We start from the raw sequence: 14,004 nt of genomic DNA on the forward strand, positions 1-14,004 counted from the left end.
CCTAGACTAGCGGTGGCTTAAGCAGGCACACCGCTATGAAAACGAAAAGCCGTATCTGGCGAAGTAATCAACTCCGCTTCACGCGCCACAAAAAAGGCGATTCTGTCATCTATTGATGCCGATGTTTGCTGTCTTGCAAGCAGCAAATAGTCTTCAAAGTGACGACCTTCTGACTTCACTAACGTGCGATAGAACTTGGCAAGCTCTTCATCTAAATAAGGAATTAAGCGCGCAAAGCGCTCGCAGCTACGTGCTTCAATGAGCGCACCTATAATTAACACATCAATTAAACGCTCAGGGTCATTGCTACGCACATGCTTGCGCAAGCCTTCGGCATAGCGTGACGCAGTAAGATGACGGTACGCCACGCCTCGCTTCTCCATTAAGCCAACTACCTGCTCGAAATGCAGGAGTTCTTCTCGAGCCAGTTGCGACATCTTGCTTAATAGTAACGGCTGATCAACGTAACGATAGAGCAAGCTCATTGCCGTTGAAGCGGCTTTTTTCTCACACTGAGCATGGTCAATAAGAAGTATCTCTGGGTTATCCAACGCCCATTGCAGCCATGCATCAGGCGTTGAGCACGCAAGAAACTGATGGAGACATTCTGGCAGTAAATCATCCGCTTGAAGCGCATGACCTACAGGTTGCAACATATTTAATTGTATCGACATAACACCATTACCAAGCGCTTATCTCACTATTGTACAACATATAAACGCCCTGGGCGTTTGTTCCCTGCCATTACGCTCGCTGTTGAAAGAGCCGTAACAGCACTTTTTATATAGCACATATCTAATATAAAATTACGCTTATATTGAAGCTCCACACCACAATACCCGCGATTCAGCTGTCGTAGTGATAATAATACGACGAAATAATCAAACAGTATGGTAACGCGGCATCACAATAATCACACGCGCCCTCACCCTCAATTACGCCTGTTCGGTAAAAAACTTCCACCCGCTGGATTAATTAAGAAAAAAACGCGCTATTAAGAAACCCTACACCATCTCCTCAACATAAAGTACAAGGCCCTCAGGAGCTTGCCGCCTTAACATTGTCGACAGTTTCCCGTAGAATCCACCTCATCCACCAGACGCTGTTTTTCAAGCGTATGTCACGTGTCCGGGCACATACTCAATACCGTGTGGGTATGCGCTCGTCACCATTAAGAAGATGAGAGGGCCCCAACGTGCTTGAAGCTTACCGCCAACATGTCGAGGAACGCGCTGCAGAGGGCGTACCGCCCAAGCCCCTGAACGCCGAACAAGTCGCTGCCTTAATTGAGCTACTTAAAAATCCGCCGGCAGGTGAAGAAGAGTTTATTCTTGACCTAATCACCAACCGAGTCCCCCCAGGTGTTGATGAAGCTGCTTATGTAAAAGCAGGTTTCTTAACCGCGATTGCTAAAGGTGAAGCCACCTCTCCGCTGATCGATAAGATCCATGCCGTCAAACTTCTCGGCACCATGCAAGGCGGTTATAACATCGTCTCCATGGTCGAACTATTAGACAATGAAGAACTTGCTCGTGAAGCTGGCGAACAGCTCAAGCATACCCTTCTCATGTTTGATGCGTTCCATGACGTTGAAGAGCGCGCCAAAAATGGCAATTCAGTTGCTAAAGACGTTATTCAGTCTTGGGCTGCTGCAGAGTGGTTCCTCTCCAAGCCTGCACTGGAAGAGAAAATCACCTTAACCGTCTTTAAGGTTCCTGGCGAAACCAATACTGACGACCTCTCTCCTGCGCCTGACGCATGGTCGCGCCCAGACATCCCGCTGCATGCCAATGCCATGCTCAAAAACGAGCGCGAAGGTATTGAACCCGAAGTGCAAGGCACGACTGGCCCGCTGAAACAAATTGAAGAAGTTAAAGCGAAAGGCTTCCCCGTTGCCTATGTGGGCGACGTCGTTGGTACTGGCTCTTCACGCAAGTCCGCCACTAACTCTGTACTCTGGTTCTTCGGCGACGACATTCCTTACGTGCCCAACAAGCGCGCTGGCGGCTTCTGTTTTGGTGCCAAGATCGCCCCGATCTTCTTCAATACTATGGAAGATTCTGGTGCACTGCCGGTTGAAATGGATGTTGCCAAACTGGAAATGGGCGACATCATTGATGTCTATCCATACGAAGGTAAAGTGTGCAAGCACGGTACCGACGAAGTACTGACAACCTTCGAACTTAAAACCCAACTGATTCTTGACGAAGTGCGCGCAGGTGGACGCATTCCGCTGATTATCGGTCGCGGTTTAACCGGTAAAGCGCGTGAATCGCTAGGCCTTGAGCCTTCTGATGTTTTCCGCCTGCCAGACCAGCCGGTTGATACTGGCAAGGGCTTTACCCTTGCTCAAAAAATGGTCGGTAAAGCGTGTGGCCTGGACGGCGTACGCCCCGGCATGTACTGCGAGCCGAAGATGACCACCGTTGGCTCTCAGGACACAACCGGGCCGATGACCCGTGACGAGCTGAAAGACTTAGCGTGCCTTGGTTTCCAGGCCGACTTGGTCATGCAGTCATTCTGTCACACTGCGGCCTATCCAAAGCCTGTCGATGTGGATACTCACCACACACTGCCTGACTTCATCATGAACCGTGGCGGCGTCTCTCTTCGCCCCGGCGACGGCATCATCCACAGCTGGCTGAACCGTATGCTGCTGCCCGACACAGTGGGTACCGGCGGTGACTCTCACACCCGTTTCCCGCTGGGCATTTCGTTCCCAGCAGGTTCTGGTCTGGTAGCGTTTGCTGCTGCGACTGGCGTTATGCCGCTGGACATGCCGGAATCCGTACTGGTGCGCTTTAAAGGTGAGCGCCAGCCGGGCGTGACACTGCGCGACCTGGTTCACGCTATTCCCCTCTACGCCATCAAGCAGGGACTGCTAACCGTTGAGAAATCCGGTAAGAAGAACGCTTTCTCTGGCCGTGTATTGGAAATTGAAGGTCTTGAAGACCTGACCGTCGAGCAAGCTTTCGAGCTTTCCGACGCTTCAGCAGAGCGCAGTGCAGCAGGTTGTACAATCACCCTGTCTGAAGAAAGCGTCACCGAGTACCTTAAATCCAACATCACACTGCTGAAGTGGATGATTGCGAATGGCTACGGTGACGAACGCACTATCAGCCGTCGTATCGAAGGTATGGAAGCATGGCTTGATAACCCAAGCTTGATGCGTGCTGACAAAGATGCTGACTACGCCGAAGTCATCGAAATTGATTTGAGCGAAATTAAAGAACCCGTTCTTTGTGCGCCTAATGATCCAGATGATGCACGTCTGCTATCAGACGTGGCCGGCGAAAAAATTGATGAAGTATTTATCGGTTCGTGCATGACCAACATTGGTCACTTCCGTGCAGCCGGTAAACTACTTGAAAAACAGCCTGCGGGCAGCCTGAAAACGCGCCTTTGGCTGGCGCCGCCGACCAAAATGGATCAGCACCAGCTTACCGAAGAAGGCTATTACGGCATTTATGGCCGTGCTGGCGCCCGTATGGAAATGCCGGGATGTTCACTGTGTATGGGTAACCAGGCACGCGTTGCAGCGAAAAGCACTGTTGTGTCTACGTCTACACGTAACTTCCCGAACCGCTTAGGTGATGGTGCCAATGTATACCTCGCCTCAGCGGAACTCGCAGCCGTCGCTGCCGTGGAAGGCCGCCTTCCAACCGTAGAAGAGTACCAGCGCTACATGAGTGAATTTGACGCACTCGCTGGAGAAATATATCGTTACATGAACTTCCACGAAATCGAGGAGTATCAAAAAATCGCCTCGAACGTGATTCCGGTTGCCCAAGAAGCTTAATGCTCTTAGCAGTACCGAGAACTTATCGCCGATGCTCGCAACATCGCAAGAAGGATGACAATGTCTCCTTTTTGAGCCGATGACCGAACGCCCCAACCTGCTTGCAGGCTGGGGCGTTTTTTTATGGCCGCCTGACTTTCAACAATGGATCTTCATGGGCTAATTTTGAAGATAATGCTTCATAGGAGCGTGTAATGACATATGCAACCCCTGTTGTCACACCAGATTTATGTGATGCGAATCCTGACGTAATAGTACTTGAACCGATGTTTGCTAATTATGGTGGCGTCGACAGTTTTTACGGCCCTATTCGTACCGTTAAGTGTTTTGAAGACAACTCAATGGTTAAGCAAGCTGTTGCCGAACCAGGTGATGGTGCAGTGCTAGTTGTGGATGCTGGCGGGTCACACCGCTGTGCCATGCTTGGTGATATGCTCGCCGAGCAAGCCGCTAAAAATGGCTGGGCTGGTGTGGTGATGTATGGCTGTGTACGAGACGTCGATATTCTTGTCACACTGCCACTTGGCGTTCAAGCGTTAGGCAACCATCCGCGCAAGAGCGAAAAGCGCGGCGAAGGACAACGCGATATAGCCATTACCTTTGCAGGCGCCACGTTACACACTGGACAATGGCTTTACGCAGATAACAACGGCATTATTATCGCCGAAAAACCGCTTGAGCTTTCCTAAGGCAAGGGCTTGCCAGGTGTGGTACTTAGTGCCACCCTGGTAATTCAACCCTGACAAAATTGTAACCATGCAGCCGCTTAACCAATTGGGCTACACCCTACTCCACACTCTGCGCGACCATCTTCGTCCCCTCATTGCCTATCACCTGCTCTTCACCCTGTTAGCCTCTGCTCTTGTAGTGCCATTGATTGCGTGGATCTCTCGGGCCTTACTAGCGCAACTCAACCGAACAGTCGTCACCAATGATGCGCTGATTACACTGCTATTTAGTCCACTGGGCTTAGTTGCGTTGCTCGTGGGTCTTGGCTTTGCATTCTTACTGATTTATTGGCAACAAGCAGGCATGCTGCTGGTGGCCGTCAGACCTAAAGACAACCACTACCGGCTCGCTTTTGAAGCACTGTGGTTAAGCACACGCCGCTTACCAGCACTCGCGGGTCTGGTCATTCTTCAGGTAGGAGCCCACTTGTTGCTTCTAGCCCCTTTTATGATGGGCTTAGCGTGGCTTTATGATGTGTGGTTAAGCGGTATAGATCCCTACTATTTACAACAAACCCGCCCAGCCTCGCTGTGGTATTTTATTGCTTGCGCACTGCCGTTACTGATTATCTGGCTTGGGCTTGCTGCGTGGCTCTACCTGCGTTGGTTACTAGCGCTACCGTTAGTAGTGTTGGACAACTGCTCCCCTTTCCAAGCACTTAAGCGTAGCGTGCGCTTAACTCGCGGCTGGCATCGTTCGATTGGTGTGGCGGTCTTGACACTGCTGATCGTCATTATCAGTCTGCCGATTATCTCTACATGGCTATTTGATAGTGTCGTGACGCCTCTGTTATGGGGGCTACCCGAACATAATGCCGTGCTGATTCCAGCGATGTTGGCTTATTTAACCAGCTACGTACTGGTTACGTTAACCATTACATTTTTAGGTATTGCCACCAATGCCCTCCTATCAGCGTGCTTATACTTGCAACTGGCTTTTCGAGAGACACGCCCTTCGCCTCGGTCGGAACACGCCCATCCTGGTCGCCTTGCGTGGGCGATTGAACTAAGCGTACTGCTACTGGCGGGGCTACAAGCATGGTGGATACTCAACAGCTTTGAAATACGCGATAACGTAGCGGTCATCGCCCACCGAGGAAGCTCGATGGTAGCGCCGGAGAATACCTTATCCGCGATAAGACAAGCGCTTGAAGACGGTGCCAATGCTGTAGAACTGGATGTTCGCCTGAGTGCTGACAACCAGGTGCTTCTTTACCATGATCGCAGCTTGGCCCGGCTAACAGGCGATCGGCGAGAATTTGATTCACTCACTAGAGCAGAGTTGAGCAAAGTTGATGTCGGCAGCTGGTTTGGCGATGCCTTTCAAGACGAAAGGATTGCTGGTTTGGATGATGCTTTGGCGCTAGTGCGAGGACGCGCAGGCTTAATGATTGACATGAAGCCCTCGCCTGGCGACGAAGAGAGACTCGCTCGCGCCGTATTAGCAACCCTTGAGGCAGAAAGTGACATTCGCTATCGCTGCTGGGCAACCCAGGATAACGCGCTCAATGCGAACGCGAACTGCGGGTTTCCAAATGTATTCCTGGAAATGCGCATGGCGACCATGTCACCCAGTATGGTGACTTATTTAAAACAGCAAGCCCCCGAATTACGCATTACCTTACTCGCCCAACTGATCTTGGCTGGCACACTGGATCGACGCCAATTCGATGCTTTAGGCCTGCGTCATAACCGTATCACACAACAAGAAATTCGATTGGCGGCGCTTTATAACTACGAAATACATGCCTGGACAGTGAATGACCGAACGCGCATGTCGGCACTGATTGATCTTGGGGTTGATGCGATAATCACTGACTATCCAGACCGTTTGAGCGAGCTAATAGAAGACCGCCGTGCGCTGAGCGACGGCGGCCTAATGCTGGTAAAACTGCGCAACTGGCTACGCCAATAGCAAAAATCTCTTTATGATTCCAAGTCGCCCGGCCAATGGCCGGGCGAAGATGAGCAACTCAACCCACTATGCCACTCACTGGTGTTGCGAGCCAGTCCTGCGAGCTGACAGTATTATTCGATGGTTTCACCCGCCAGCATAAACCAGGTTTCAAGCACCGCATCTGGGTTTAAGGAGACAGAATCAATTCCCTGTTCCATTAACCACTTGGCCAAATCCGGATGATCAGAAGGGCCTTGACCACAAATGCCAACATATTTGCCTTGTGCTTTACATGCCTTGATAGCCATTGCTAGCAGCTTTTTCACCGCTGGATTTCGCTCATCAAACAGATGCGCAACGATACCCGAGTCCCGATCAAGGCCAAGCGTCAGCTGGGTCAAATCGTTAGAACCAATCGAGAACCCATCAAAGTACTCGAGGAACTCATCAGCCAGTAGTGCGTTAGCCGGTAACTCACACATCATGATAACTTTTAAGCCATCAGGATTAGACTCACCGCCCCGCGGCAAGCCATTAGCCGCTAACAACTCTACGACCTCGCGCGCTTCATCGGTTGTGCGAACAAAGGGCACCATGATTTCAACGTTATCAAAGCCCATTTCTTCACGAACCCGCTTCAGCGCTCGGCACTCAAGCTCAAAACAGGGCCTAAAGGCATCCGAGATATAACGCGAGGCCCCTCTGAAGCCAAGCATTGGATTCTCTTCACCGGGCTCATAAAGCTTGCCACCAATGAGGTTTTCGTACTCATTTGATTTAAAATCAGAGAGCCTTACGATCACTCGCTGAGGATGGAAAGCAGCGGCCAGGGTTGAGATGCCTTCGACCAGCTTATCAACATAGAAACTAACAGGATCATCGTAACCGGCAGTACGCAAATCGATGACCTGCTGAAGATCAGCAGGCAGCGTGTCGTAATCCAACAGCGCTTTGGGGTGAACACCGATCATACGGTTAATGATGAACTCCAGCCTAGCAAGACCAACCCCAGCGTGGGGTAAGCCAGCAAAGCCAAATGCACGGTCCGGGTTACCCACATTCATCATAATCTTGAAGGGAATCTCAGGCATCGCATCGACACTTGAGACCTTGCAGTCAAATGCCAGAAGCCCTTCATATACGTGGCCAGTGTCACCTTCGGCACAGGACACCGTGACATCAATACCCTCTTTAAGCTGAGTGGTTGCATCTCCGCAACCGACCACCGCTGGTATACCCAGTTCCCGGGCAATGATGGCCGCGTGACAGGTTCGTCCACCGCGATTAGTAACAATCGCTGATGCACGCTTCATGATCGGCTCCCAATCCGGGTCGGTCATGTCTGTCACCAGGATGTCACCCTCTTGGACCTTGTCCATTTCTTCTGGGCTAAGCACTGTTTTTACCGTGCCACGCCCAATCCGCTGACCAATCGCCCGGCCTGTAATCAGCGTGCGTCCTTTTTCACGCAGGTGGAAGCGTTCTAACTTTCCTCCTTCCTGTTGTGAAACAACGGTTTCAGGACGCGCTTGAACGATGTAAAGCTGACCATCATCACCATCCAGTGCCCACTCGATATCCATCGGACGCTGGTAATGTTTTTCAATGGTCATGGCTTGCCGTGCAAGATCCATGATCTGCTCATCGTTAATACAGAACCGACCACGATCGTTCAGAGGCACATCAACAGTTTCAACCGATTTACCAGCGCTGGCATCTTGCCCATAGATCATTTTGATCAGTTTAGAGCCTAGCGTCCGGCGTAGCACTGCGGGACGGCCAGCCTCAAGCGTGGGCTTGTGCACATAAAATTCATCAGGATTGACAGCCCCCTGGACGACGGTTTCGCCAAGCCCCCAGGAAGCAGTAACAAACACTGCGTCGCGGTAACCAGACTCGGTATCCAGCGTAAACATAACCCCGGAAGCACCTGTCTCAGAACGCACCATCTTCTGCACACCCGCAGACAGCGCCACATTCTCATGGGCGTAGCCGCGGTGTACGCGGTAAGAGATCGCGCGGTCATTAAATAGCGATGCAAACACTTCGTGCACCGCCTGTTTAATATTGTCAAAACCTTCAATATTAAGGAACGTTTCCTGCTGACCAGCAAAAGACGCATCAGGCAGATCTTCTGCCGTGGCGGAGCTGCGTACGGCAACTTTCAAACTGGGATGCTTAGCCTGAAGCTGCTCATAGGCACCGCGTAAAGCATGTTCAAATGCAGGGGGAAGTGGCGTATCAATAATCCACTGGCGGATAGTCTTACCAGCCTCTGCCAACGCCTTAACGTCATCGACATCCAGGCGAGCAAGGGTGGCGTTGATGCGGTCATTTAACCCTTCGTGAGAGAGAAACTCACGATAGGCATGGGCCGTCGTGGCAAATCCACCCGGCACTGTCACGCCCACACCTGATAAGTTCGAGATCATTTCGCCAAGCGAAGCGTTTTTACCACCCACACGTTCGACGTCTGCCATACCTAACTGATCAAACCATAGAATGTACTCTTCCACGCAACCCCCTCGCTTTTAGACTGCTTTGCGACCTGACAGGCCGACTCTAATTGACCATGTCACACTAGCATCGCCCCGCCGCATTCGCCATTGGTCTAATAGCGAACGGAGTGGAGGATTTTTACAACAAAGTGCAATAAAGGGCTTTTTATGTAGTCTTAATGAGGTAATTTTTATTAAATAAGCGTTAAAACGAACTGCAAAAAGTGAATGGCTTGGCAACGATTGTGCTAACCCACGCCCCACCCCACAATAGCAATTTTATTTATTGACGGATTTAGTGATGAAGCGAACAGCCTTTTTTATTTCTGATGGTACTGGCATTACGGCAGAAAGCCTTGGGCGTAGCCTGTTAGCTCAATTTAGTGATGTTGAAATTAACATGCTGACAAAGCCCTACATTGATACGCTGGAAAAGGCTCGAGCTTTAGCGGAGATAATCGACTCTACCGCCGTCCGTGACGGCCATCGGCCGATTATCATTGATACCATTGTGGATCAGGATATCCGTAACGTCATTCGACAGGCCTCAGGCTTCAAGGTGGATATCTTCTCTACCTTTTTAGAACCCCTAGAGCAAGAGTTAGAAACGCACTCCTCTTACAGCGTCGGCAGAACGCACTCGATTGGTAGCGATGATGTCTACATGGATCGCATCCATTCCGTCCATTTTGCGCTAGATAATGATGATGGCGCACGAACGCACCAATACGATAAAGCCGACATTATTCTGGTTGGCGTTTCACGTTGCGGCAAAACACCCACCTCACTTTATCTAGCGCTTCAATTTGGTATTCGAGCAGCTAACTACCCATTAACCGAAGATGACTTGGATGAAGATGGCAGTTTAAAACTACCCAAGGCACTCGCCCCCCATAGACACAAGCTGTTTGGTCTGACAATTGATGCTCGCAGGCTAGCAGCAATACGCAACGAGCGCCGTCCCAACAGTCGCTACAGTTCAATGGATCAGTGCTTGCAAGAAGTTGAACAGGCTGAGTCGTTATATCGCTCGATGCACATCCCGTTTATCGATACGACACGCTTTTCAGTAGAAGAGATATCAACCCGAATGATTGCAGAGACAGGCCTAGCTAGGCGCTTCTCGCCCCGCTAGGCCAGAGCATTACATGCCCTTGGGAGCAAATATTCCAGGGGCATTACGCCAGTAGCCTTTGTAATCCATGCCAAAGCCGAACACGTAACGATCTGCAACCTCTAGGCTACAGTAATCGGCTTTTAAGCCAGGTACCGCTTTACGATCATGCTGCTTATCCACCAGTACGGCCGTTGTAACGCTCGCCGCTTGGGCTTCCTCGCAGTAGGCAAGAATAGCGGCTAACGTAGAGCCCTCATCAAGAATGTCATCGACGATGACGACGTGGCGCCCTGCCATGGGAATTTCTGGAGAAACACGCCAAAAAAGTTCGCCACCACGCAACTCATTGCGATAGCGGGTGGCATGCAGATAATCGACTTCTAGAGGGAAACCTAATCGGGTTAGCAGGTGCCCTGTTGTGATCAAGCCGCCATTCATAACGCAGTAAAAAACCGGTAACTTATCCCCTAGATCTTTACTAATTTCCTCAGCCATTCGATCCAGTGCACGCTCAACTTGTTGTTGAGAAATCAAGCAGTCAGCGTTATCCATCAACTCACGCATTGAGTCAAGCGACTCAAGCGCCTCTTTATCCAGTTTGGACATCGGGTTACTCCAAGAAGGGGTTAACTAGTCAGTGACTTAAAAACGAAAATAACTTAAGAAAAGATGGGGTTAATTCGCCAACGCTTCTAATTTGGCATGGGTACGACGCCAGCGGCCAAGTGCCGTTAGCGCATCCACGTCTGGACGGGCTCGTCCATAGCGTAGCTTGATTGGTCGTTTACTGTGTAATCCTTGGCATGCTTCAACAACGTCTAACGCTGCAGAGCGGTCATTACAGACCAATAGCATATCGCATCCTGCGGCAAGGGCAGCCCTGGCGCGCTCCTTCGGGTCACCCGCTTCATGAGCACCCGCCATGCTTAAATCATCTGAAAAGATACAACCTTTAAACCCCAGGGACTCTCTTAACATTCCCAACCAACTAGGTGAGAAGCCAGCAGGACGTGAGTCAAACGCACTATAAATAACATGGGCAGGCATAACACCATCAAGCTGAGTAGCAAGCTGGCTAAACGGAACAAGATCGCGCTGTTTAATAAGCGCCAGCGGACGGTCATCCACAGGTAACGCCACATGGGAGTCAGCGGCAACGCCACCATGGCCAGGAAAATGCTTACCTACCGCCGCCATACCCGCTTCATGCAAACCGTTGATAAAACACTGACCCAGCGCAGCGACGTGTGCAGGGTCGGTGCTGAAGCTGCGATCACCGATAACACTAGAGATGCCACTTTCGACATCTAAAACAGGCGCAAAGCTGATATCCAGACCGCAAGCAGCCATTTCCATGCCCAGCAACCAACCCGCGTCTTTTGCTAGTGCAAGACCGGATGCCGAATCCTCAGCGAATTGATCACCAATGCGTGCCATGGCTGGCATGCGAGTAACGCCTTCTTTAATTCGCTGAACGCGACCGCCTTCTTGATCAATACCAAGTAACAGCTCGCCGCGAACACGACGAATATCACTGCAAAGCTTTCTAACCTGGTAAGCATTCTCGACATTTCTAGCGAATAAAATGACACCGCCCACAGCAGGGTCCATCAAAAGATGTTTTTCAGCTTTGGTTAATCGCGGCCCTTCGAGGTCAAGCATGACCGGGCCTAAAGATTGAGTCATTGTGATGGATCCAACAAAAGGGCCGTCAATTTTAGTTGATCAATCTCTCGTGTCAAAAAATCAATAATAAGTTGCCTACGCTTAGCCATTATGAAGCCAAACAGGTGTGCCCGGCGGCACATGCTCAAAAAGATACACCAGATCATCATTGCGCAGCCGAATACACCCATGTGAAGCGGCCACGCCCATCGGTTGATCAGGTGGCGTGCCATGAAGATAGATAAAACGACGCTGAGTGTCGACATCCCCGCCTCGGTTCACTCCTCTCTCTAAACCACAGAGCCACATAATGCGCGTTAAGATCCAATCACGATGAGGGAATTCCGCCGCAAGCGCCGACGTAAACACCTCCCCAGTCCACCGCCGCCCCCGAAAAACAGCATTATCAGCTAAACCGCCACCTATCGATGCGCGGATATAATGCCATCCCAGGGGGGTTTGACCACTGCCTTCCTGCTGCCCTACGCCTTTCTCACCGGTGGACACAGCGCACGTGTACTGCAGCGTGCGCCCTTGCCACCAGCATAGCTGCTGGTGTTTGATATTGATTTCTATCCAACCACCATTCTGCGGGGGTAGTTCAGCTAGCGTGGGCGTTCGCATAATGTCCTTCATCAGCAGCAGGCGGTAGCGGAGCATTCATGGCAGCAACCACGACAGGGCGTAAACGTCTTACCAAATCCCTGACGGTCACTTGCTCATTATAGTCTTTCGCGGCAATGTCTCGCAGCGCATCTAAACCCGACAGCGTAAAAATCACGGTACCCAGCATGAAATGCAGTCGCCAAAAACGCTCAGCATCAGGTAAATCTGGCGTTGCCTGGCGCACCAGCTCAGTAAAGCGGGTAAACACGTCTCCGTACTGCTGTTGGATATAACGGCGTAAATGCCCTTGTGCCTGACTATACGCCAACCCTAGCAGACGCATAAACACCTTCAGGCTATTGCGCTCAGCTGGCACTGCCAACACCGTGCTTGCCATTGTTTCCAACAGCACTTCAAGCGGAATCACATCACCGTTGTACTGCGCTTCCAGCTCATCAAGCGCCGTGTGAAAACGTTGCGAGAAGGGGTCTAAATAGCGCGCAAACACCGCTTGGATAAGCGCCTTTTTGGAACCAAAGTGGTAATTGACAGCCGCCAAATTAACCCGCGCTTTACTGGTGATATTGCGTAGCGATGTTTCGGCAAAACCACGCTCGGCAAACAGCACCTCAGCGGTATCGAGGATACGTGTTACCGTATCAGATTGCGCCATAGCGCCCTCCAGAAAACGAGTGTTTAAAACATCGTTAAATACTATGCCATAACGCTATTTGGCTCAATCACTTATCTTTAGCTTTTTCCCCGATGCTAAAATGCAGCCTAGGCAGCCATTCAAACACCAGCTATCAGACGCTATCGGGTTTGCCACTGCCATAGCCTCTCAGACTCGTCGCTCCTATCTCCATTCCTGGCACCATTCGCATAATGACTGCCATGCCATAGCGAAACGCTCTAGCATGTACTGGACAGAGCAACATACTGTATACTTAACCACATACTGTTTAAGCCGACATGTAGCCACTGTCTTGTTCAATTTTTTGGAGTTTGTTATGTCGCGTCCTCTTACTGCTCGTCAACAGCATGTTTTTGATTTTATTGTTAAAACGATGTCTGAATTCGGCTATCCGCCGACCCGCGCAGAAATTGCCAAAGCGCTAGGCTTTCGTTCTCCTAACGCTGCTGAAGAGCATTTACGAGCGCTTGAGCGCAAAGGTGCCATCCGCATTATCCGTAACACCTCGCGGGGGATTCGACTGCCTAATCAGGAACCACAGGATATCGGTGATGTCTCGGCAACAGCGCCTGCCGCCAACGTAGAACCACTACCGAATGGCTTACCAGTCATTGGCGAAGTGGCCGCAGGAAGCCCGATTCTAGCAGCGGAACACATTGATCGTTATTGCCCACTCCCCGCTGAATACTTTACCCCCAAAGCGGATTACCTTCTTCGGGTGCGAGGCTTGTCAATGAAGGATGTTGGCATACTGGAAGGCGACCTTCTTGCCGTGCATCGCACCGACCGGGTTCGTGATGGCCAGATTGTGGTGGCAAGGCTAGAAGATGAAGTCACTGTAAAACGCTTTAAACGACAGGGCCATACGGTGACACTGATTGCTGAAAACAGCGACTTTGCGCCCATAGAAATTGACCTACGTACGCAGCAGTTGGATATTGAAGGGGTGGGAGTTGGTGTCATACGTGGCGGTAACGGCCAAGCACTGGGATAAGCGAGT

11 protein-coding genes are annotated in these 14,004 nt (G+C 50.9%); 5 read left to right on the top strand and 6 right to left on the bottom strand.

All coding sequences use genetic code 11. The annotated features are described in order from the left end of the window. Window positions 1-17 precede the first annotated feature (17 nt). A complete protein-coding gene (gene miaE / locus INT21_RS02780; RefSeq protein WP_038483807.1) occupies window positions 18-674 on the bottom strand; it encodes a tRNA-(ms[2]io[6]A)-hydroxylase in 657 nt (218 codons plus the stop codon). Window positions 675-1,195: 521 nt separating this feature from the next. Here miaE and acnB point away from each other — a divergent pair. The 3 genes from acnB (at window position 1,196) to INT21_RS02795 (ending at window position 6,442) form a co-directional block, all read left to right on the top strand. Beyond that, window positions 1,196-3,799, top strand: a complete 2,604-nt coding sequence (acnB, locus tag INT21_RS02785; RefSeq protein ID WP_193067872.1) for a bifunctional aconitate hydratase 2/2-methylisocitrate dehydratase — start codon at window positions 1,196-1,198, stop codon at window positions 3,797-3,799. A 194-nt stretch (window positions 3,800-3,993) separates the two neighbouring features. Next, window positions 3,994-4,488 (top strand): ribonuclease E activity regulator RraA, encoded by a 495-nt coding sequence (gene rraA, locus INT21_RS02790; RefSeq protein ID WP_193067873.1) that lies wholly within the window; start codon window positions 3,994-3,996, stop codon window positions 4,486-4,488. A 67-nt stretch (window positions 4,489-4,555) separates the two neighbouring features. Further along, window positions 4,556-6,442, top strand: coding sequence for a glycerophosphodiester phosphodiesterase family protein (locus INT21_RS02795; RefSeq protein ID WP_193067874.1), 1,887 nt, complete (start codon window positions 4,556-4,558; stop codon window positions 6,440-6,442). Between the two features lie 113 nt (window positions 6,443-6,555). Here INT21_RS02795 and ppsA read toward each other — a convergent pair whose 3' ends face one another. Continuing rightward, window positions 6,556-8,940 (bottom strand): phosphoenolpyruvate synthase, encoded by a 2,385-nt coding sequence (ppsA, locus tag INT21_RS02800; protein WP_089038205.1) that lies wholly within the window; start codon window positions 8,938-8,940, stop codon window positions 6,556-6,558. Between the two features lie 283 nt (window positions 8,941-9,223). Here ppsA and ppsR point away from each other — a divergent pair, with 283 nt between their 5' ends. Further along, a complete protein-coding gene (gene ppsR / locus INT21_RS02805) occupies window positions 9,224-10,057 on the top strand; it encodes a posphoenolpyruvate synthetase regulatory kinase/phosphorylase PpsR (protein WP_193060614.1) in 834 nt (277 codons plus the stop codon). Between the two features lie 9 nt (window positions 10,058-10,066). On the opposite strand, the gene INT21_RS02810 is transcribed toward ppsR, so the two are convergent. From INT21_RS02810 to INT21_RS02825, 4 genes are all read right to left on the bottom strand, one after another. Further along, complete coding sequence (locus INT21_RS02810; protein ID WP_089038203.1) at window positions 10,067-10,645, bottom strand: hypoxanthine-guanine phosphoribosyltransferase; 579 nt, start codon at window positions 10,643-10,645, stop codon at window positions 10,067-10,069. Window positions 10,646-10,714: 69 nt separating this feature from the next. Then, window positions 10,715-11,725, bottom strand: coding sequence for a beta-N-acetylhexosaminidase (gene nagZ / locus INT21_RS02815; RefSeq protein ID WP_089038202.1), 1,011 nt, complete (start codon window positions 11,723-11,725; stop codon window positions 10,715-10,717). A gap of 81 nt (window positions 11,726-11,806) precedes the next feature. Next, window positions 11,807-12,328: a L,D-transpeptidase gene (locus INT21_RS02820; RefSeq protein WP_193067689.1), complete on the bottom strand. Its 522-nt coding sequence runs from the start codon at window positions 12,326-12,328 to the stop codon at window positions 11,807-11,809. Further along, complete coding sequence (locus tag INT21_RS02825; protein ID WP_038483793.1) at window positions 12,306-12,983, bottom strand: TetR/AcrR family transcriptional regulator; 678 nt, start codon at window positions 12,981-12,983, stop codon at window positions 12,306-12,308. The genes INT21_RS02820 and INT21_RS02825 overlap by 23 nt, the downstream gene beginning before the upstream one ends. 337 nt (window positions 12,984-13,320) lie before the next feature. Between INT21_RS02825 and lexA the strand changes: the two genes are divergently transcribed. Continuing rightward, window positions 13,321-13,998 (top strand): transcriptional repressor LexA, encoded by a 678-nt coding sequence (gene lexA, locus INT21_RS02830; RefSeq protein ID WP_089038200.1) that lies wholly within the window; start codon window positions 13,321-13,323, stop codon window positions 13,996-13,998. The last annotated feature ends 6 nt before the right edge of the window (window positions 13,999-14,004 follow it).

Origin of the sequence: Halomonas sp. 3F2F (assembly GCF_014897805.1) — a bacterium.
Taxonomy (GTDB): Bacteria; Pseudomonadota; Gammaproteobacteria; order Pseudomonadales; family Halomonadaceae; genus Vreelandella.